Source organism: Lactobacillus sp. PV037 (genome assembly GCF_014522345.1).
In the GTDB taxonomy this organism is placed as follows: domain Bacteria; phylum Bacillota; class Bacilli; order Lactobacillales; family Lactobacillaceae; genus Lactobacillus.
Genome location: NZ_CP041987.1, coordinates 1 through 20873, shown reverse-complemented (window position 1 = coordinate 20873; position 20873 = coordinate 1). Strand labels below are relative to the sequence as shown.

Sequence of the window (20873 nt, the reverse complement as noted above, 5' to 3'; positions counted from 1 at the left end):
ACATTGACTGCTCTAGTCTTTTGCTTTACTTTTTCACCTTAATTACAAATCCATTTGATAAAAGTTGGCCAACCAAATAATTTTGTCCAATATCAACTTGTTTTTCCAAACCAATTGCTCCTCTTGTTGGATTAAAGTAGCTATCTAATACTTTAGTTTCGCCAATTCTTTTTACCACTATTAGTTCACGTTCAGGGCCCGTGATCTTCACTCTTCCAGTAGTAAATAGTTCTTTGTGATCATCAATATACTGATTTAATCCTCTTACCCTTATCATTAAGTCTTCGGATAAGTCTTTTCCTTCATACTTTGTCCCATCAACGACTGCAATAAAGGCCAAAATTAAGAATTTTCTTTGCTCATCTTTGAATTTATCCAATAACTTGCTAATTTCCTCTTGGGATTCTTTACCAAAAGCTTCTTGACTTTGATTTAGAAAATCAACAAATTCTTTAGTATCAATTTTTCTATCGACACAATACTCTGTGAGCCCTTCAATTAATTCATTCATTCATTTTTTCCTCTACATAACAACTTACCTTCTATTTTTAATTTATTTTGTCTTACTTCCTTGCACATTTCAATTTTTTACTAGCTTAGTAAATAAAATGTTTACTTAATAATATCAATAGTTACTTCCTTCTCAAAAGCTATCTTAAAAAATATCCCACAGTCGTTCCAACCGTGAGATATTTTTAATTAGTTAATTATTCTTTTTGTAACAGCGATTAAATCATCACCATGATTCTTATTTTCACCGTCAATCTTTTGAACATTTGCATAACTTGGAGTGTTCGTAATAACTACCATTACAGTTGGATCGTAACCAGCGTCAATTACACCTTGTACATCCACTGTTCCTAAGACATCACCTTTTTCAACATGTTGTCCTTGTTTTACCTTGCTGGTAAAGTTCTTACCCTTCAAGTTAACTGTATCAATACCAATATGAATTAAAACTTCTGCACCTTCGTCAGACTTAATTCCATAAGCATGTTTAGTTTCATAAGCAACTGTAATTTCACCAGAAACTGGGGAATATACTGTACCTTCACTTGGAACAATTGCAGCACCTTTACCCATAGCTTCAGTTGAAAATACTGGATCATTAACTTCTGTTAAACTCTTTGCTTCACCAGAAACTGGAGCTGCTATAATTTCATCATGTAGTTCTTTGTTTTCTTTGATAATCTTTTCTGCTTCTTGTTGTTGTTCAACAGCTTCGCCTGCAGAAACAACTTCTTGTTTTGGATTTACCAAAGCCATATGACTACGTCCGTATACATAAGTTACAGCAAATGCTACTACAAAGCTGATTAGTTCAGCTACCAGGTACATTGGAATTGAATGTGCATTAATTGATAAAAATCCAAGCAAACCTGCAGAACCTAAGGATACTGAAATAACTTTCATAATTCCTGCAAAAGCTGCCCCAACTGCAGATCCCACTAAAGCGCAGAAAAATGGGAATTTAAGTTTTAAGTTAACACCAAATAGTGCTGGTTCAGTAATTCCAAGTAAAGCTGAAATTCCTGATGATGATGCTAAACTTTTCATCTTATCATTTTTAGTTAATGACCAAACTGCAAATGTTGCAGCACCTTGAGCAATATTAGCCATTGAGGCAACTACAAAGATAAAGTCACCTGCACCTTGACCATTTCTAAAGGCAGTAATCAATTGAGTTTCAAATGCTGGGAAACTTTGATGAAGTCCAGTCATCACAATTGGTGAGTACAAAGCACCAAAAATTCCCATACCTACAAATCCTAAAGTATTGTAGAGCCAAACCAGACCATAAGTTATCCAGTTAGATACTTCACGAAAGACAGGTCCAATAATTATAAATGTTAAGAATCCTGTAATGAATACAGAAAGAAGTGGAGTAAAGGTAAAGTCCACCGCTTGTGGTAAATGTTTGTGGAAGAATTTTTCTAAAATTGCTAAAACCCATACTGCTACTAAAACTGGAATAACTTGGTAGTAGTAATTAGTTTGGGAAACATGGAGACCAAATAAATTCCAAAAATGTCCTCCTTTTGTTCCAACATCTACTAAATTTGGAGATGTCATCATCATACCCACAGCAGCACCCAAATATTGATTTGCTCCAAAACGTTTAGCAGCGGAAATACCTACTAAAACTGGCATAAAAATAAATGGAGCTGCAGACATGATTTGAATCATTTCAGAAGCACCAGCAATTTGTGGCACCATTTGGATAACTGATTTCGGACCAAATAATCCTGGTGAAGTTAAAAAGTTATTTAAAGCCATTAACAAACCAGCTGCAACTAGTGCTGGAATGATTGGTACAAAAATATCAGATAAAAGTTTAATAAATGACATTATCGGATTAAACTTTTGATTCTTTTCAGCTACCTTCTTTAGATCATCTGTAGATAATGGAGATAACCCTGTCATTTTAATTAATTCATCATAAACGTTATTTACATCCCCAGGACCAATAATAACTTGGAACTGACCATTAGTTTTAAAAGTTCCTTTGATATCAGGATCTGCATCAAGCATTTTAACATCAACTTTACTGTCATCTTTTAAAACTAATCGCAAACGGGTTGCACAGTGAGCAGCTGCGACTAAATTGTCTCTTCCAACAGCTTTAATCACAACTTCAGCAACTTTTTTGTGATCCATAGTGTTGTTCCTCCTCATTTTTGAAAGCGTTTTATATTATATCTATTATATTAGCGCTTTCAAAAAATATGTCAAGCGTTTGACAGAAAAAATATTTTATTTTTTCTTACTTATTCTTTAACAAGCTCACTCATCAGTTCAACGTTTGACATCTGATAGTATTTACCTTAAACTTGCTTATATCAAAACGAATGCGTTTACATTTTAAGATTAAGGTGATAATTTATGGAATGGTCTCGAGAAAAAAGATATACTCCCTACAATAAATGGGATGCAGAAACTTTACTAAAGTTGCAAACACAAGCAGCAACTTCCCCTTATCAAATGCACTATCATGTGCACCCTCTTTCAGGATTAATGAATGATCCAAATGGATTTTCTTATTTTAACGGTGAATATCACTTATTTACTCAATCTTACCCATTTGGACCAGTTCATGGCTTAAAATCTTGGGCACAATTCGCCTCAGATGACTTAGTGCACTGGCACTATTTAGGCCAAGCTATCTTTCCAGATAGCGATTTAGATAATGCAGGTGCATATTCTGGCTCTGCTTTAGAAAATGATGGTAAGCTTTTACTAATGTATACAGGTAATCATCGCGATCCTGACTGGACACGGATCCCTTATCAAATCATTGCAGAAATGGACGAAAATGAAAATATCACTAAACCTGCTAAACCTGCCCTTCTGCCCCCTGATCATGTTAGTGAACACTTCCGTGATCCTCAACTAATTAAACATGATGGAACTTACTTTGTATTAATCGGGGCACAAGATAAATTAACCAAAGAAGGTAAAATTGATATTTTCAAATCTAAAGATCTAGAAAACTGGCAAGAAGTTGGCTATCTTGATTTTTCCAAACAAAAAATGGGGTATATGATTGAATGCCCTAATATTATTTGGGTAAACAAGAAACCTGTCTTAATTTTTTGTCCTCAAGGATTAGAAAAAAATATATCAAATTATAGTAATATTTACCCCAATATGTATTTAATTGGTGACAAGGTTGATTTAAACACAGGTAGTTTTTCTACTACACACTCATTACTTAATTTTGATGATGGTTTTGATGTTTATGCAACGCAAGCTTTTAATGCTCCTAACGGAGAAGCTTACGCTATTGGATGGGTTGGACTTCCTGATTTATCTTATCCAACTGATAAAGAAAACTGGGCAGATGTCTATACTCAAGTTCGGCGTCTTGAAATTAAAGATAATCATTTATACCAACATCCAGTAGATTCAATCAAAGAACTCCGCTATCAAGAAAAGGAAATAGTTAATACTCCAATTATTTCCGATAAAAGTGGACGCCAATATGAATTAAAGTTACACATTGATGCAGATCAAGCCTCTACTTTATTTTTAAATGCTGATGATAAATTAGAACATGGCTTAAAAATTACTTTTAATACAAGAAAAAATGCTAGCTTAACTGTTGACCGTGGTCAATTAAAAGAAGCTGTTAACCCTGAATATGGTACTGAAAGATCTATTCACTTACCAGATAATCAAGCCTTGGACCTAGATATTTTTGTTGATGGTTCTTTAGCGGAAATTTTTGTTAATGATGGCCGTCACGTCTTAACCTTGCGCTTTTTCGCTGATAAAAAGGACCAAAAAATTGCCTTTTCTGAAGCTGTCAAATACACAGGCTACCTTTGGAAGATGCATTCAATTCTTTAGGTGAAAATTATGATCAAATTAACTGATGTCGCAAAGAGAGCTCATTGTTCTCCCACTACAGTTTCCCGGGTAATAAACAACTATGGCTATATAAGTGAAAAGACTCGCAACAAAGTCTACCAGGCCATGAGAGAATTAAATTACCAACCAAATACTGCTGCGCGTTCACTTCAAGGCAAGAAAACTAAGCTAATAGGTGTAATTTTCCCCGATGTAGCGCATCCCTTCTTCGGAGAACTAGTTAGTAAAATAGAAGATTCTCTTTTTCAAGCTGGTTACAAAATGATTCTCTGTAATGCCGGAAAAAATAAAGAAAAAGAAAAAATGTACTTGCAAATGTTAATGGCAAACAAGGTAGATGGAATTATTGCTGGTGCGCACAATTTAGGTATCGAAGAATACAAAAAAACTGGACTCCCAATTGTCTCCTTTGATCGGAAACTTTCCCCCAATATTCCAATTGTAACTTCAGATAACTTTCATGGCGGAGAACTAGCTACTAAAGACCTCTTTCAAAACGGCGCTTCCAAAATTTACTTTGTTGGTAATCCAATTTCTGATGGTCATCCTACTGACCGACGCTTAAAAGGCTACCAAAAAGCTATGGCTGATTTACAGCTAAACCAACATATTTATCCTGTAATTTTTGGTGATACTCCGGCTCTTAAAGAAATGGCTATTGAAAAACTACTAAAAAATCATCAAGTTGATGGAATTGTAGCTGCAGATGATCTAACAGCCCTCTTAATCATTAAAATTGCAAAAAGACTAAAAATTTCTATTCCCCAAGAATTGAAAGTCGTCGGTTTTGATGGAACAAATTTTATTCAAACCTACTATCCAACTCTCTCTACAATTGTTCAACCAATTAGTGATATTGCCCAAATATTAGTAAAACTTTTAGAAGAAAGAATTAAAAATCCTGACTTAACACTTTGTAATTCCCCCTACATTTTGCCTGTCAAACTTTTAAAAAGTACTTCTTCTACCGCTCTTTAAAAAGACTACCGTACCAATTTAATGTACGGTAGTCTTTTTAGTTTAAATAGTTTTCTCGAAAATATTTAAAGTCACTTTCTGTAAATCCTAATTCATTAATAAAGTAATTTTTGAATCCTCCAAAACTTTTGAGGGTTTCAATGAGTGCTAAAATTGATTCTTGATCAGCGGCAGTCACATTCATCTTTTCAATCATTTCTTCTAGATCATTGCCAGAGCCATATTGGTCCTGCCAATTAAGAAGTTCCACTTTATTAGTTAATAAGTAGTCTTTTGTGATTGTCTCTAAGTCCACACTTAGACCTATTAAAATTAGAGCTGCTACTATTCCTGTACGATCTTTGCCCATCGTACAATGAAAAACAAGTGCTTGGTCTTGCTTTAAGGTTAATAACGTTTCAAAAACTTTCCTAAAAGCCATTTTAGCTACAGGATTTAAAAGAGCCTTTTGATAAATTTGCCCCAAATAGGTCTTCACCAAAGGTAAAGGTTCCACTAATACACTTTTTTCATTTATTTCCGGAGAAATTTTCTCATCTCCTTCTTCATAAAGATGAACATCAATTTTTTTAACATTTTTCCATACTCGATCAGGGGCAATTGTTTGTTCATAATTTGAACGTAAGTCTAGATCCTCTACAATATTCAACGCAGAGAGTTTTTCCAAATCCCTTTTTGTAAGGTCTGCTAATGAATCAGAGCGGTATATCTTATGCCACTTTACTGTTTTACCTTCCTTATTTTGATATCCACCTAAATCTCTAAAATTACTTGCTCCTTCTAATTTTACTAAACGTTCATTTTTCATATCTTTTTTCCTTCTTTAGTTTCTTTTCTGTGACTAAACTTCTATACTATAATAAAACAACAAAAAAGTATCAATAGAAAGGAGTTTTTTATGGCTCAATTTACACAAGCTCTTACTATTGCAGGACATGACAGTGACGGTAGCGCAGGAATGCCTGCTGACCTTCATGCATTTTACGCACGAGGTGTTTATGGCATGGGATTATTAACAGCCGCTGTAGCAGGGAATTCTAAAGGAATTTTTGACCAACAAATTATGCCTGCAAGTTTTATTAACAAGCAATTCGAAGTCTTAAATGACGACTTTGATATTAAAGCAACAAAAACAGGAATGTTAGCTAATAAAGAAATTATTGATTTAGTAGCGCATAATCTCAAAAAGTATCATATGAAAAACATCGTGTTAGACCCTGTAATTATTACTAAACATGGTGCAACTTTATTAGCTGATGATGCTTATCAAGCTTTTTTAGAAAAACTTGTTCCGTTGGCTACCATTATTACACCAAACTTTTTTGAAGCACAAAAATTAACTGGTTCACAGCTAGACAGCGATGATGAGATTCAGCGTAGCGCAAAAATGCTTCAAAATATGGGTGCTAAAAATGTTCTTTTAAAGGGTAAACATCCTGAAGGATCTACTGAAGTGCGCGATTACTTACTTCTAGAAAATGGTAATGATATCTGGCTAACTAAACCATACGTTGCTACTGATCGGGTAAATGGAACTGGTGATACACTTTCTGCTGTTATTACAGCTGAATTAGCTAAAGGTACTAATATACTTACTGCTGTAAAAATTGCTAAAGATTTTACCTATCAAGCAATTGCTCATCCAATTGAAGTAGGAAGTAAGTGGGGGCCAATTAACCATCTTAAAGCTCAGGAAATTAGCAATAAAGAATAATAAATTAGTCTTAGGAAATTACTCCTAGGACTTTAATTTTAACTACATTGCATATATTTTTCACCCTATGCTAAAATTAACTATATTTTTAATCAATATTTCATTATTAAGGAGGACAGCTATGTCTGACCACAAAATTAAAATTGCATATTTATACGAAGACTTAATGAATACTTACGGTGATTCTGGGGACGTTAAAGTAATTGCTTATCTTTTAAAAAAACAAGGTTATGAAACTTCAGTTGACAATATTTCACTAGAAGACAAATTTAACGCTCAAGACTATGATTTTATCTTTTTCGGTGGTGGGCAAGATTTTGAACAAACTGTAATTGCTAAAGACTTATTACGCCATCGCGATACCTTAAAGAATTATATTGAAAGTAATAGTCCTATGCTCTGTATTTGTGGCGGTTATCAATTAATGGGTTCTTATTATAAAACAAATTCTGGTGTAACTATTAAAGGATTAGATATTCTTCCACTTCATACTATTTTTAAGGCTGACAAGCGAATGATTGGAGATACCCGTTTTAAAACCGAATGGGGTGAAGTTAAGGCATTTGAAAATCACTCTGGTCAAACGTACTTTGATGACAAAGAAAAAGTTCGTCCTTTTGGAAAGATGATTGAAGGCTTTGGCAACAACCCTCAAGATCAGCAAGAAGGATTACGCTACAAAAACTTTATTGGATCTTATGCCCATGGACCTTTATTGCGTAATATTAATGTCGCACAAGGAATAGTTAAGTTAATATTACAGCGACATGAGGAGCGATTAAAGAATGAAATTCAATCCCTTTAGAAAAGAAAACCTTTCTCGTTATTTAGGAACTGATAAAAAATTTGTCAAAACTTTAGGTGCAGGCGATTTATTAGCTTTAGGAATTGGAGCCGTTATTGGTACCGGGATTTTTATTTTACCAGGCACTGTAGCGTCCACTGAAGCTGGTCCCGGCGTTACATTATCTTTTGTTATTGCGGCTATTGTGTGTGGTCTTTGTAGTATGTGTTATGCTGAGCTTTCTTCCAGCATCCCTGTTGCGGGAAGTGCCTATTCTTATGGTAACTTACTTTATGGCGAAATTATTGGTTGGATTTTGGGATGGGCCTTAGTATTAGAATATATGTTATCAGTTGCCGCTGTTTCAGCTGGTTGGGCTGCCTATTTTCATTCTTTAATTAACAGTGTGGGCTTGCATTTGCCACACCAATTAGAGAACGCCTATAATCCTGCCAGTGGAACTTATTTTAATTTAGTTGCTGTTATCAGCGTGTTTTTAATTGCTTTACTCTTATCACGGGGTTTAAAAACCTCAATTAAATTAAATAATATTGCTGTTGTAATTAAAATTGCTATCATCTTTATTTTTATAGGAGTAGGGTTATTTTTCATTAAGCCAGCTAACTATAAACCCTTTACTCCTTTTGGTGCTAATGGAGTTTTCCATGGCGCTACTACCGTTTTCTTTGCCTTTCTTGGATTTGATGTTGTTTCTGCTTCAGCCGCAGAAGTTAAAAATCCTAAAAGAAATATGCCCATCGGGATTATTGGGACTTTAATTATTGCGGCTATTTTGTATATGGCGGTCTCAATTGTATTAACCGGAATGGTTCATTTTGATAAATTAAATGTTGCTAATCCTGTAGCTTTTGCTTTAAAGCAAGTTAACCAAGGATGGATTGCTGACTTACTTTCAATTGGTGCAATTGTAGGGATGAGTACAATGATGCTTTCCATGATTTACTCCAGCTCACGCCTTATTTATTCAATCGGACGTGATGGTTTACTTCCTAGCTTTTTAGGGAAAATTGATAAACATGGTCTACCAGAAAATTCTCTCTGGATTGTCACCACTATTATTGCTTTAATGGGTGGAATTTTTTCATTAGACGAACTTACTAATTTAGTTTCAATCGGAACTTTATTAGCTTTTGCCTTTGTTTCCTTTGGAGTAATTTTATTGCGCCAACGTAGTGATATTCCAGATGCAAGTTTTAAAGTTCCTTTCTATCCTGTAATTCCAATTATTTCCACCTTGGCATGTATTGGAATGATGTTCTTCTTACCAATTAAAACTTTCATTTTTGCTGCAATTTGGTTTGGCTTTGGTCTCTTAATTTATTTCGTATATGGATATAAACATAGTAAATTAAATACACAAAAATAGTGCTCCTTACCGAGCACTATTTTTTATGTCTTATATCGTGAATTATTTCTTTTAAGTAATATATAATTGCTAATGCAAAAATTGGAATAAAGATTGCTAGGATATATTCCTGTTGTAGAGTAACTCTAATCAAAAAAATTAGGATAATTAAACATGATCCTCCCTTATAAATATTTTCCTGTAACTTAGAAGCACCACCCTGATGAATCATTCTTCGAATTATAAATACACTAATGACAATTATTATATAAATTATATGTTCTGATAAAAAATGTAACATTTTTCCTTTTAAACGCAATTACATATTGACTAGCATTTTTATTTCTTTTTTCTTTCTTCGAGCAAAAGTAACTCTAATATTTCCTGGGAAAACCAACCATTTCTTGATCAATTCGGTCTTTCTTTTAATCTTTCACTTTTTGGTTGCCAACTTAAAGCCATTACTGCCAAAATAATCATTACTGATCCAATCCAATCAATTGGAACCATGACCAATCCAAACACTAATACAGATCCTAACGTTGCAGCTACCGGCTCAAAAGCATCAAGCAAAGTTGCAGTTGATGGTTTAATGTAGCGTAAGGACCCCATCATCCATTGAAATGGAATAATCGTGCCAATTACTATTACTCCTAACATTAACCAAAATACCATTTGATTTTTAGGCAAATGAGGCCAAGAAGGATGAACAATTACTAAAGAAATTCCTGCTAACAGGAGACCCCATCCCGTTACTACAAGACTTGAGGTATGATCCAATAGTCTTCTAGGAATCAAAGTATTTGTAGCTACTCCCACGGCTGATAAAAAGCCCCAAAATAACACAACAGGAGTCAAAGAAAGATGATTAAAGTTTCCATGGGTTGCTAAAAAGAAAACACCAATAAATGCTCCTACTGCTGCAAGAATATCTAACACACGCAGAACTTGGTGCTCAAAAACTACCATGTAAATCATCACAAAAAAGGGTCCCACAAACTGCAAAATAGTTGCTATAGACGCATTTGCCTGCTGTACAACTACAAAGTAGCAATATTGTACGGGCAATAGTCCTAATAATCCATAAGCTATTACAGTTACCATATCCTTTTTATCTGTCATTACTTTAAAGGGCTTTTTTCCGGTTGCTTGAGCTAAAATTAATAACACAATTCCGCTAACTATCATTCTTACCTGTGTTACCCAAATTGGAGTGATTTCAGCGCTGATATTAAATAAACCTTTAGCAAATAAACCAGAAACTCCCCAAAATACACAAGCTAATGCCGCTAAAAATGTCCATAATCTTTTTTTCTTAGCCATCTTTTTCCCTCTCTTTTTCTAAGCATCATCAATCATAACAGAAAAAAATAATTTTTTCTGCATATTTTTAGTTGCAATTTTTTCTTAAGAGGGTTTTAATATAATTAACATAATAATTAAACAGCTATGAAAAAGAAGAGTAAATAATTTATTTCTTTCAGTGAGTTAATGATAGTGAAAATTTAGCAGACCCTGAATTATTGAAAAACACTTTTTCCTCAAGCCGCTCACCCAACTAACGATGTTAAAGTAAGTGATAGCCGTCGCCGGTACGTTACCAAACCGGGAGAACATGTTGGTGTTCTCTAATAAGTTGGTCTATACTTGCTATAGACAATTTGGGTGGTACCGCGGAAAAAAGCCTTTCGTCCCTGTATTCAGGGAAGTGAAGGGCTTTTTCTTTACTTCAAATTTTAAATTTAAGGAGTAATTTATTATGACATTGATTTTACCAGAAGGTTACCATTCAGCTTTAAACATTCGTGATACAGAATCAGCAATTGGGTTTATTAGACAAACATTTCAAGACAACCTCAGCGAAGCCTTAAACTTGCAACGTATGTCTGCCCCAATGTTTGTCGAAAGAAAAACAGGTCTAAATGATAATTTAAACGGTGTAGAGCGCCCCGTTGCATTTGATATGAAATCAATGGACAAAGATAACATCATTGAAGTAGTTCATTCATTGGCAAAATGGAAACGACTTGCGCTTAAACGTTACGGCTTCAATATGCACGAAGGTTTATACACTAATATGAATGCCATTCGACGTGATGAAGATGTTGACAACTTCCACTCTATTTATGTAGATCAATGGGATTGGGAAAAAATTATCTCTAAAGAAGAACGTGATTTGAGCACCCTATATAAAACTGTTGAAACTATTTTTGAAGCCATTAAAGCCACTGAGCATAAACTTCTTAAGCGTTACCCTGGTTCTATTTATCGTCTTCCTGAAAAAGTAGAATTTGTTACTACTCAAGAATTGGAGGACAGATGGCCTAGTTTAACGCCAGAAGAACGCGAAAACAAAATTGCTGAAGAACTCAAAGCAGTATTTTTAATGAAAATCGGTGATAAGCTACAACGTAGCGGTAAACCACATGATGGCCGTGCTCCTGACTATGATGATTGGCAATTAAATGGCGACCTTATTTTCTGGTACGAGCCTCTTAACCGTAAAATTGAAATTTCTTCTATGGGGATCCGCGTTAGTGAAGAATCATTGAAACGCCAATTAATAAAAGCTGATGCTGAAGAAAGAGCCGAATTACCTTTCCATAAGATGCTTCTCAACGGAGAACTTCCTTACACTATTGGTGGTGGTATTGGCCAATCAAGACTTTGCATGATGCTTTTAGGAAAAGCTCATATTGGTGAAGTGCAAGCAAGTATTTGGCCACCTGAAATGATTGATGCATGCGAACGTCACGGAATTAATTTATTATAATATCACATAAAAATCGTCAATATTTTGGTTTTATTACCTTAATATTGACGATTTTTGTATTTTATTTAGCTTAAGTAAGACTTTTTTCACAGCCTTTATTTTTCTTTGCTTCTCATTGAGCGAGAAATGATAAACATAATTAGTGGCAAGAGAATGAATCCAAATATCATCATTGCAACCGCATACCAATTAATCCCTACTATTTTATTATTTACAATAATTCCAAATTGTGCTTTCCAATTGTATTCGATTAACAAGAAAATAACAATTATTACAGAAATTATTGGTAAAATTACATCAGTAAATAAATTTCGATGGCCTTTTAAAATAGGTTCCGCACTTTTTCCACGATAGAATTGAATCACAGCAATTGGAACAACAATGAACCCTAAGAATCTTACCATTGCACTTAGGGTAATCAAATTAGTCATATTATATTCAAAAGCTAATGGAATTAATATTGCTAAAGCAACTGATACAAAAAATGTTCGAATAGGGAAATTATTCTTTGTTCTTTTAGTTAAACTTGCAGATAGCTGCTTTTCTCTTGCCATCGCTTCTAAAATACGTGGAGCATTAAAACTGGAAGCCACATTAATTCCAAACATTGAAATTAATGCTCCAACTAAAATTACATCTCGTAAAATTTCATTTTTAAAAATAGCTGCAATTGCCACAACTTGTGTTGTAGTCATTAAAGCTTTTGGATCTAGCACCATTGCTACCGCTACTACTCCAATATATATCACGGCAATTACTAAAATTGCCAATGGAATTGCCCGAGGTAAATTCTTATCTGGATCCTTCATGTCATCAGATCCCGATGCTACTGATTCAAATCCTGTAAAGGCATAAAACGCCGCTACAATTGCCATTACAAAACCTGTAGTAGTTAACGGCGGTACAATTTTATGACCATTTTGGGTAATATTATTTACTTCAGATAAATTGCTTGAAGCCCCTGTGATTATTAACAGAATCACTCCAGCAATAATAATTAATACTAAAGCCGCTAATTTCCCAATAGTCGCTAAGTTCATTACCCATTTTAAAACTTTTTGACCAAATAAATTAATCACTGTAATTATTGCCATTAAAATTAAAAAGCCAATTGTCACACTTAACTTTTTATTTGGGTTTCCACCAAAAATTGAAATTGTTGACTTTATAACACCTACAGCCATTACTCCCCAAGCTACACTTGCAGAAAAATATCGCAAACTTCCCATGTAAAATCCTACATTATTCCCAAAAGCAGCCTTGGAATAAGCATAGGCTGCTCCCGATTTTGTAACATATTTTGCAGCTGCAGAAAAAGAAATTGCTAAAATTGAAGCAAAAATTGCCGCAATAAAATAAACTAGTAAAGCTTGTGATCCTGCCTGCTGAACTACACTTCCAGGCGTTAAAAAGATTCCTGAGCCAATAATAGCATTAATCGCTAATAAAACTATCGACCAAAAACCTAATTTATCACTTTCATTTTTATTCATAGTAATTTATTCCTTAGTTCTTTTTAGCATTATCAATTATATGTTTAAAAAGATTATTTTGTACTTTACTTACTCTATGAAGCATTTCTGGATGCCATTGTACCCCAATTACAGACCCATCGGAATTTTCAATTCCCTCTACTACTCCATCTACACAGCGTGCAGTTACTTTAAAATCAGAAGCAACATCTTTTAGTAGTTGATGGTGAAATGAATTTGTTTGTAAGCTATCTGTCTCCAGCAACTCTGCAATCTTGCTTCCTTTAAGTGTTTTAACAGTATGAGTAACTAAAGTAGGAGTTTGTCCTTGAGAATGCTTTAAAGTCTTTTCTGGGCGATAGCTCAAATCTTGATATAAAGTTCCCCCATGGGCTACATTAATAATTTGTGCTCCTCTACAAATTCCCAAAACAGGAATATGGTTTTCTTCTGCTAACGTTAAAAGTAACATATCAAACTTATCCCGTTCTGGCCAGATGTTTCCTAATTTCTGCTCTGGTTCTTCACCATAATTATGAGGATCTACATCATGTCCGCCTGACAAAATAAGTCCTTGCACATTCTTCATCTGTTCTCTTATTACTTCTTCATCCTGATTAAATGGAATAATAAATGGAATTCCTCCATTTTGGATTACAGAATCAATATAATCATCATTTACATAGCTTCGATGGTACCCTGGGAAAATTCCTCCATCATCAATTATAACTGATCCTGATATTCCAATAAGTGGTTTCATAATCTTCTACCTCCTTAATCATTCTAAAATTAATATACAAAAAAAGCCCACTTACGACAAGTAAGAAAGGCTTTTTTGCTTACTTTTTAATACTCTTATGTTTTACTAAATAAAACAGTACAGCAATGATTAATACTCCTGCCCCTACACTCACTGAAACTCGCGTCTCTGGATTAATAAACATAAATATTACAATTACTGTTAACATAAATAAAGCAAAATAATTTGAGAATGGATATAGAGGTAATTTAAACGGATGGTCCTTCATTAATTCTATATTTTCTTTTCTAAATTTTAATTCTGCTAATAAAATTACAAACCATGCTACCATCCCTGGTAAGACAGAGGAACTATAAACTGTAACAAATAATTCACTCATTGATTTATTAATTGTAGAAGCAATTAAATTTAAAATAAATCCAATTAAAATTCCCCCGGTAATTCCAAAAATTGCATAATTTGGAACGACTCTTTTAGAAATATGCTTAAATACTTTAGGTGCTTCCCCCGCATGTGCTAATTTAAAGAGCATTCTACTTGAAGAATAAATACCTGAGTTAGCTCCTGATAAAGCTGCTGTCAAGATAACAAAGTTAATGATACTTGCTGCTGCTGTTATTCCCACCTTCATAAATGTTTCCACAAATGGGGACTGCATGGCTTGAAGTTGATTCCAAGGATAAATTGTCACAATTACAAAGATTGCTCCCACGTAGAAAATTAAAATGCGCCACAATACTGTTCTTACACTTTTAACAATAGCTTTTTGTGGATCAGCAACTTCTCCGGCAGAAATTCCGATTACTTCGATTCCTTCATAAGATCCGACAATAATCGCCATTGAAAAGAAGAAACCTTTTATACCACCAGCAAAAAATCCACCATGAGACCACAAATTACTAAATCCAATTGGCTGCCCATGATTTCCTACACCAAATAAAATTACTAAAAAGCCTAAAATTATCATTAGAATGATTGTTACTACTTTGATCATTGCAAACCAAAATTCTAATGATCCATACGCCTTAGCACTTGCAATATTTGCTAATACTAAAAAGCCAATAATAATTAATCCAGTCCATAAATCGCTAATATTTGGCCACCAAACTTTTAAGTAACTTATGGCTGCGATAACTTCTGAAATTCCAACAACAATATATTGAAAAACAGCAGCCCATTCTGCCAAATATCCTGCTAACGGAGAAATATAATCAGTTGCATAATCAGCAAATGATCCTGTCGTTGGGTTCACATAGAGCATCTCCCCTAGTGCTCGCATAACGATATAGAGAATCACTCCTACAAACATATAGGCTAATAATACTGATGGCCCTGTCCACTTAATGGTCGAAGTAGAACCCATAAAAAGTCCAACTCCAATTGCTCCACCAAGAGAAATCATTTCCATCTGTCCTGCTGACATCGATCGTTTTAACTTGGGGGCTGACTGTTTTTCTTTTTCCATACTTTTATCCTTTCTTACGGTGTCTAACCAAATAGACTAAAACTGCTACAATTAAGACAATCGCTCCTACAGCAACTGAAATTCGAGTTTCTGGATTAATAAACATAAATACTACAATTAAAATTAAAACTATAAAAGCAAAATAATTAGATAGGGGGTATAAAGGCAACTTAAAAGGGTGATCTTTTAACAGATCAGGGTTATTTCTTCTAAATCGTAACTCTGCTAATAGGATTACAAACCATGGAATCATTCCTGGTAATACTGAGGATGAAAAAACTACAACAAATAAGTCCTGAGTAGATTTATTAATTGTTGCTGCTACTACATCCAATAAAAATCCAACAAATATTCCCCCGGTAATTCCCATAATTGCCCGGTTGGGAACAATTCTTTTCGAAATATGACCAAATGTTTTAGGCGCTTCTCCATCATGCGCAAGTTTAAAGAGCATTCTACTTGAAGAATAAATACCTGAGTTAGCTCCTGATAAGGCTGCTGTTAAGACAACAAAATTTATCACACTAGCCGCAGCTGTAATTCCTACTTTAGCAAATGTAGTTACAAATGGTGAACCCATACTGCTCAATTCATCCCAAGGATATATAGTTACAATTACAAAGATTGCTCCCACATAGAAAATTAAGATACGCCATAAAACAGATTTTACACTTTTTACAATTGCCTTTTGTGGATCAGCAACCTCTCCGGCAGAAATTCCTAAAAGTTCAATTCCTTCATATGAACCTACAATAATAGATAAAGAAAAAATAAATCCTTTTAATCCTCCCGTGAAGAAACCTCCATGAGCCCACAAATTGCTAAATCCTGTTGGCTTTCCATTATTACCAACCCCAAAGAAGATAACTAATAAGCCCAATACAATCATTAAAATTATCGTAATAACTTTAATCATCGCAAACCAGAATTCCAAAGATGCATAAGCCTTTGCACTAGCTAAGTTAGCTAATAGCAAAAAAGCAATAATTATAATTCCAGACCAAAGAACATTGATATTCGGCCACCAAAACTTTAAATATTCTGTTGCGGCTACTACCTCAGACATCCCAACAACAATATACTCAAAAACGTTCGCCCATTCAGCTAAATACCCCGCTATTGGATGAACATATTCAGCCGCATAATCAGCAAATGATCCTGTTCCTGGATTTATATAGAGCATTTCTCCCAGTGCTCTCATTACTACATACAAAATAATTCCCACAAATAAATAGGCAAGCAAAACAGAAGGCCCAGTCCATTTTATGGTAGCTGTTGCACCCATAAACAAACCAACACCAATTGCCCCACCAAGTGAAATCATTTCCATTTGGCCTGCGGTCATCGAACGTTGCAAACTTGGATTTGACTTACGCGTTTTCATTTTATTCTCCCATATTAAAACTAATACCTTAAATAATACTAGTTAAAAATAAATGTTACATTAAATTTAATTTTAATACATGGCTCCTTCCTTGACAACTCTAGATCCTATTTTTCTTTTTAATAACAAAAAAACCTGAGTATACACTCAGGTTTTTATCATTTTTCCATAAAGCCGCGTTTCAATTTTTGCCAAAACGATAAAGATTTTCTGATATTATCTGCTGGAATATGCTTCCTAATAGCTCGTAAAGTTGGTTTTACATGGCGAGCTGCAAAGTAAAAATCTCCATTTCTCTTTGTACGAATTTGAAATCTCGGAATATACTTTCCTTTAAAATATACATCAGCAATGATTAGATTAATTTCATTCCAAGGTATTTGAACATAATCCTTTATATTATTTTCTCGATAAAATTCAAATCCTCTGTTACCAATCATAATTTTCCCATAACTTGGCATCCCCCGAAACCAAGTTCCAGAGTCAACATATTCTACTGCTGAATTTAGTGACTGAACCATAGTCCTCCTCTTTTATTAAGAACTATCTTTATTAGAACAAGCCAATTACATGACCCACAATACCTAAGATAAAGATACCAATAATGATAATAATTGGTGATACTTTTTTCTTCAGAAGCCACATACATAAGAAGGTAAGTAAAATAGCTGCAAGCCCAGGAATCAATTGATCAAGGTTTTGTTGAAGAGTAGTCTCCTTTACCTTTGTCAAGGACATGCCATCTCCTTTATTCCATTCTAACAATGCTTTTTGGATTCCCTTGGCACCTGCTGGAAGACTATTCCAATCAATATATGCTCCTTTTTGGAGAGGAGTTCTTGACACTACAGGCTTAAAATCAATATTTACCCATCTTTCGATCAATGCTCCAATAACAAACATCCCCATCATTGAAGCTCCACGAGTTATCTTTTGTAATAGTCCACCTGAAGCATCTTCAGTAATCTTTGTTCCTGCGTTATAACCTAATTCTTGAGTATACCATAAGAAGGCAATTCTAATTACATTCCATAGAACAAAGAAAACAATTGGTCCTAAAATATTTCCACTTAAAGCAAGAGAAGCTCCCAAAGAACCAATAATTGGTCGAACTGTGTACCAAAATACCGGATCACCTACTCCGGCTAAAGGTCCCATCATACCAACTTTAACTCCAGAAATGGCTTGATTATCTACCTCTGCACCATTTGCTCTATCTTCTTCTAAAGCTAATGTTACTCCCAAAATTGGAGCTGCCAGATATGGGTGTGTATTAAAGAATTCTAAATGACGCTTTAAGGCACCACTCATATCTTTTTTCTCAGGATAGAGCTTCTTTAAAGCTGGGATCATACTATAAGCAAAACCACCATTTTGCATTCTTTCATAGTTCCATGAACCTTGAATAAATGTAGAACGCCAACATACTCTCCATCTATCTGCCTTACTTAATTTAATTTTATTGTCTTTTTTTAAAGTCGTTTCTGCCATCTTGCTACCTCCTCTCGGTTTAATAGTCATCTAAAATGTCACCGAGTGGATCTCCAGATCCACTATTACTGTCACTATTGTTACCCTTGTTTGAGCCTTCTAAAGCTAAGTACATTAAGGCCATTGCTAATCCAATCCCACCAAGGGCAATTAAAGTTAATTCCTTAATAGCAGCAAGACAGAAACCAATTGCAAAGAAAGGCCACACTTCACGACTAGCCATCATATTAATAACCATTGCATAACCAACCGCTACTACCATTCCCCCACCAATCGTCATTCCATCATTTAACCACTGTGGCATAGCTTCTAATCCTTGACGAACTACGCTAGCAGGAATGGTCAAAAGTAATGCTGCTGGAATAGCAATTCTTAATCCTTGAAGAGCTAATGCAACATATTGCCACATATCAATTCCGCGCCAATTTGCTTTTTCAGCTTGATTATCCATTTTATGAACGATCCAAATTGAAATTGTTCTTACCAACATTGTTAAAAATAGTCCTGCAACTGCTAATGGAATTGCAATACCAATTGCAGTACCAATTCCTTTTTGACCTTGTCCACCTTGCACTAAAATAATAGCAGATGCTACTGATGCTAAGGCAGCATCAGGTGCTACCGCAGCTCCAATATTTGCCCAACCTAGTGCAATCATTTGAAGGGATCCACCAAGAATGACACCTAAAGTTAGGTTACCTGTGACTAATCCAATTAATGTACATGCGACCAATGGTTGTTGAAATTGAAATTGATCTAGGATTCCTCCCATACCAGCTAAGAAAGCAACAACCACTACCAGAATCATCTGTATAGCATTCATATTATTTTCTCCTATTTACCTTGCTTCTTTAATTCATTTTCCGCTTTTGCCAAAAGGCTATCAATATTTTCTGGGCTATCACTCGGTACCTTTCGTACATCAAATTTTACTCCCATTTTTTTCATTTCTTTGATAGCATCTACATCTGCTTGATCCATTGCAATAGCCTTATTTACATTTACTTTTCCATCTGCATATGCAATAGACCCAAGATTAATTTCCTTTATATTTACTCCATCTTTAATCGCTTGAAGAGCTTCTTGAGGATTTTCGAAAAGTACTAGCGCCTTAGTATCTCCAAAGCGTGGATCTTTATCCACCTCTACCATTTTTTTAATAGGAATAGTATTAGCTGGAACCCCTGCTGGAGCGGCTTCTCTAATCATTGATTTTCTTAGTTTATCTTTTGCTACTTTATCAGAAACTACAATAATTCTTGAAGGATTGATACTCTTGGTCCAGCCAGTTGCTACTTGTCCATGAAGAAGACGAGTATCTATTCGAGCTAATCCATATTTTATGTGCCCATCTCCCAAGACTGTTCCTTCCGGAATTGATCCTTGTTTTCCAGGAGATTTTTCTTTAGATTGAGCCACTGTATCTTTTGGCATCAAACTTTCTGGTTGGGTCTTTATCCCATCACGTCCCGGTTTAACAATGGCACTGGCAATTTCATCAGCCTTTTCACTAGCCATTCGTTGCCCCAAGGCTTCAATAACCATTGGCAAATTCATTCCAGTAACAATTGCCCAATTATTACTCGAATGTTCCTTTACCAGATTGTTAGCTTGATTAAATGGAGTTCCTCCCCATAAATCAATTAAAAATAACACTTCATCTTGATTATCAAAAGACTCAATTGCCTTTTTCATCTTCGCTTTAATATCATCTGGGCCTTCATCAGGTTTCAATATACAAGGAACTAGATTTTCTTGTTTACCAAAAATCATCTCTGCAGATTGAAATATACCTTCAGCAAATCCCCCATGACTCGCTAAGATAATTCCTACCATCTTGATTTCCCCCTTAATCAAAAATTGCACGAAATACCTATAAATTAGGAATGTATACGTTTACTTTTATATAATACCACATTCTTAATGAAAATGCTTGCATAAACCTTATAGATACTTTATCAAAATTGAATTTCTAGAAGAGAGGGAGGAAATTATAATATTTTTTCCTTATCCAAAAAATTAAAGTCTTTTCTCAGCGGATTAATTTTACGAGGAGGATCATGAGGGAGCCAAGCAAATTTTTCTTCTAAAAATCATAATACCTTTCCTTGTTAACGCTCTTATCTTTTTATCCAGTAAAAGAGATGTATATTAAAAGGTATCAACCGCACAATTGGTTCAATCTAAATCTCAAAAAGAAGAATTTAAAATTCTATAAATAGAAAAAGTATCACTTCTCCTTAGGAGAAGTGATACTTTTTCTATCTGTTATATTAGTATAGAACCAACATACTCGTGAATATCATTCCCGAGTA

The 20873-nt window shown here is 34.6% G+C and carries 18 protein-coding genes and 1 other annotated feature; of the genes, 6 read left to right on the top strand and 12 right to left on the bottom strand.

Features of this window, described 5'->3' with window-relative positions; all coding sequences use genetic code 11:
• Nucleotides 1-25 precede the first annotated feature (25 nt).
• The gene (locus FP435_RS00635) at nt 26-511 is read right to left on the bottom strand and encodes a hypothetical protein (protein WP_265483834.1); all 486 of its coding nucleotides are present in this window, start codon (nt 509-511) and stop codon (nt 26-28) included.
• A gap of 188 nt (nt 512-699) precedes the next feature.
• A complete protein-coding gene (locus FP435_RS00630; protein WP_265483833.1) occupies nt 700-2658 on the bottom strand; it encodes a sucrose-specific PTS transporter subunit IIBC in 1959 nt (652 codons plus the stop codon).
• Between the two features lie 225 nt (nt 2659-2883).
• Between FP435_RS00630 and FP435_RS00625 the strand changes: the two genes are divergently transcribed.
• Together FP435_RS00625 and FP435_RS00620 are read left to right on the top strand one after the other, a co-directional pair.
• A complete protein-coding gene (locus tag FP435_RS00625) occupies nt 2884-4350 on the top strand; it encodes a sucrose-6-phosphate hydrolase (protein ID WP_265483832.1) in 1467 nt (488 codons plus the stop codon).
• Between the two features lie 9 nt (nt 4351-4359).
• Nucleotides 4360-5349 carry a LacI family DNA-binding transcriptional regulator gene (locus tag FP435_RS00620; protein ID WP_265483831.1) on the top strand — a complete coding sequence of 330 codons (990 nt, stop codon included), beginning with the start codon at nt 4360-4362 and terminating at the stop codon, nt 5347-5349.
• 37 nt (nt 5350-5386) lie between these two features.
• Here the strand turns inward: FP435_RS00620 and FP435_RS00615 are convergent, their stop codons facing one another.
• Complete coding sequence (locus FP435_RS00615) at nt 5387-6157, bottom strand: tyrosine-protein phosphatase (protein ID WP_265483830.1); 771 nt, start codon at nt 6155-6157, stop codon at nt 5387-5389.
• Nucleotides 6158-6247: 90 nt separating this feature from the next.
• On the opposite strand from FP435_RS00615, the gene thiD reads away from it, so the two are divergent.
• The 3 genes from thiD (at nt 6248) to FP435_RS00600 (ending at nt 9234) form a co-directional block, all read left to right on the top strand.
• Nucleotides 6248-7063, top strand: coding sequence for a bifunctional hydroxymethylpyrimidine kinase/phosphomethylpyrimidine kinase (thiD, locus tag FP435_RS00610; protein ID WP_265483829.1), 816 nt, complete (start codon nt 6248-6250; stop codon nt 7061-7063).
• Nucleotides 7064-7184: 121 nt separating this feature from the next.
• Nucleotides 7185-7868, top strand: coding sequence for a type 1 glutamine amidotransferase (locus tag FP435_RS00605; RefSeq protein WP_265483828.1), 684 nt, complete (start codon nt 7185-7187; stop codon nt 7866-7868).
• Nucleotides 7849-9234 carry an APC family permease gene (locus FP435_RS00600; RefSeq protein WP_265483826.1) on the top strand — a complete coding sequence of 462 codons (1386 nt, stop codon included), beginning with the start codon at nt 7849-7851 and terminating at the stop codon, nt 9232-9234. Before FP435_RS00605 ends, FP435_RS00600 begins: the two co-directional genes overlap by 20 nt.
• 387 nt (nt 9235-9621) lie before the next feature.
• On the opposite strand, the gene FP435_RS00595 is transcribed toward FP435_RS00600, so the two are convergent.
• The gene (locus FP435_RS00595) at nt 9622-10536 is read right to left on the bottom strand and encodes a DMT family transporter (RefSeq protein ID WP_265483825.1); all 915 of its coding nucleotides are present in this window, start codon (nt 10534-10536) and stop codon (nt 9622-9624) included.
• A gap of 117 nt (nt 10537-10653) precedes the next feature.
• Nucleotides 10654-10912: a binding site (T-box leader), on the top strand.
• Nucleotides 10913-10972: 60 nt separating this feature from the next.
• Here FP435_RS00595 and asnA point away from each other — a divergent pair.
• Nucleotides 10973-11986: an aspartate--ammonia ligase gene (asnA, locus tag FP435_RS00590; protein ID WP_265483824.1), complete on the top strand. Its 1014-nt coding sequence runs from the start codon at nt 10973-10975 to the stop codon at nt 11984-11986.
• A gap of 95 nt (nt 11987-12081) precedes the next feature.
• Here the strand turns inward: asnA and FP435_RS00585 are convergent, their stop codons facing one another.
• The 8 genes from FP435_RS00585 to FP435_RS00550 all read right to left on the bottom strand — a co-directional run bounded on the left by FP435_RS00585 (nt 12082) and on the right by FP435_RS00550 (nt 20394).
• Nucleotides 12082-13479: an APC family permease gene (locus tag FP435_RS00585; RefSeq protein WP_265483823.1), complete on the bottom strand. Its 1398-nt coding sequence runs from the start codon at nt 13477-13479 to the stop codon at nt 12082-12084.
• A 13-nt stretch (nt 13480-13492) separates the two neighbouring features.
• The gene (locus FP435_RS00580; protein WP_265483822.1) at nt 13493-14218 is read right to left on the bottom strand and encodes a gamma-glutamyl-gamma-aminobutyrate hydrolase family protein; all 726 of its coding nucleotides are present in this window, start codon (nt 14216-14218) and stop codon (nt 13493-13495) included.
• A gap of 79 nt (nt 14219-14297) precedes the next feature.
• Nucleotides 14298-15683: an amino acid permease gene (locus FP435_RS00575; protein ID WP_265483821.1), complete on the bottom strand. Its 1386-nt coding sequence runs from the start codon at nt 15681-15683 to the stop codon at nt 14298-14300.
• A gap of 4 nt (nt 15684-15687) precedes the next feature.
• Entirely contained in the window at nt 15688-17067 is a 1380-nt protein-coding gene (locus FP435_RS00570; protein ID WP_265483820.1) for an amino acid permease, read from the bottom strand.
• 158 nt (nt 17068-17225) lie between these two features.
• Nucleotides 17226-17588, bottom strand: coding sequence for a DUF956 family protein (locus FP435_RS00565; protein ID WP_265483819.1), 363 nt, complete (start codon nt 17586-17588; stop codon nt 17226-17228).
• 31 nt (nt 17589-17619) lie between these two features.
• Complete coding sequence (locus FP435_RS00560) at nt 17620-18558, bottom strand: PTS system mannose/fructose/sorbose family transporter subunit IID (RefSeq protein WP_265483818.1); 939 nt, start codon at nt 18556-18558, stop codon at nt 17620-17622.
• Between the two features lie 19 nt (nt 18559-18577).
• Nucleotides 18578-19381 (bottom strand): PTS mannose/fructose/sorbose transporter subunit IIC, encoded by an 804-nt coding sequence (locus tag FP435_RS00555; RefSeq protein ID WP_265483817.1) that lies wholly within the window; start codon nt 19379-19381, stop codon nt 18578-18580.
• Nucleotides 19382-19392: 11 nt separating this feature from the next.
• Nucleotides 19393-20394, bottom strand: a complete 1002-nt coding sequence (locus FP435_RS00550; protein WP_265483816.1) for a PTS sugar transporter subunit IIB — start codon at nt 20392-20394, stop codon at nt 19393-19395.
• Between the last annotated feature and the right edge of the window lie 479 nt (nt 20395-20873).

Excerpts from the sequence above, each read along its gene's own strand:
- FP435_RS00635 (WP_265483834.1), bottom strand. The coding sequence starts at position 511 with ATGAATGAATTAATTGAAGGGCTCACAGAGTATTGTGTCGATAGAAAA.
- FP435_RS00630 (WP_265483833.1), bottom strand. The coding sequence starts at position 2,658 with ATGGATCACAAAAAAGTTGCTGAAGTTGTGATTAAAGCTGTTGGAAGA.
- FP435_RS00625 (WP_265483832.1), top strand. The coding sequence starts at position 2,884 with ATGGAATGGTCTCGAGAAAAAAGATATACTCCCTACAATAAATGGGAT.
- FP435_RS00620 (WP_265483831.1), top strand. The coding sequence starts at position 4,360 with ATGATCAAATTAACTGATGTCGCAAAGAGAGCTCATTGTTCTCCCACT.
- FP435_RS00615 (WP_265483830.1), bottom strand. The coding sequence starts at position 6,157 with ATGAAAAATGAACGTTTAGTAAAATTAGAAGGAGCAAGTAATTTTAGA.
- thiD (WP_265483829.1), top strand. The coding sequence starts at position 6,248 with ATGGCTCAATTTACACAAGCTCTTACTATTGCAGGACATGACAGTGAC.
- FP435_RS00605 (WP_265483828.1), top strand. The coding sequence starts at position 7,185 with ATGTCTGACCACAAAATTAAAATTGCATATTTATACGAAGACTTAATG.
- FP435_RS00600 (WP_265483826.1), top strand. The coding sequence starts at position 7,849 with ATGAAATTCAATCCCTTTAGAAAAGAAAACCTTTCTCGTTATTTAGGA.
- FP435_RS00595 (WP_265483825.1), bottom strand. The coding sequence starts at position 10,536 with ATGGCTAAGAAAAAAAGATTATGGACATTTTTAGCGGCATTAGCTTGT.
- asnA (WP_265483824.1), top strand. The coding sequence starts at position 10,973 with ATGACATTGATTTTACCAGAAGGTTACCATTCAGCTTTAAACATTCGT.
- FP435_RS00585 (WP_265483823.1), bottom strand. The coding sequence starts at position 13,479 with ATGAATAAAAATGAAAGTGATAAATTAGGTTTTTGGTCGATAGTTTTA.
- FP435_RS00580 (WP_265483822.1), bottom strand. The coding sequence starts at position 14,218 with ATGAAACCACTTATTGGAATATCAGGATCAGTTATAATTGATGATGGA.
- FP435_RS00575 (WP_265483821.1), bottom strand. The coding sequence starts at position 15,683 with ATGGAAAAAGAAAAACAGTCAGCCCCCAAGTTAAAACGATCGATGTCA.
- FP435_RS00570 (WP_265483820.1), bottom strand. The coding sequence starts at position 17,067 with ATGAAAACGCGTAAGTCAAATCCAAGTTTGCAACGTTCGATGACCGCA.
- FP435_RS00565 (WP_265483819.1), bottom strand. The coding sequence starts at position 17,588 with ATGGTTCAGTCACTAAATTCAGCAGTAGAATATGTTGACTCTGGAACT.
- FP435_RS00560 (WP_265483818.1), bottom strand. The coding sequence starts at position 18,558 with ATGGCAGAAACGACTTTAAAAAAAGACAATAAAATTAAATTAAGTAAG.
- FP435_RS00555 (WP_265483817.1), bottom strand. The coding sequence starts at position 19,381 with ATGAATGCTATACAGATGATTCTGGTAGTGGTTGTTGCTTTCTTAGCT.
- FP435_RS00550 (WP_265483816.1), bottom strand. The coding sequence starts at position 20,394 with ATGGTAGGAATTATCTTAGCGAGTCATGGGGGATTTGCTGAAGGTATA.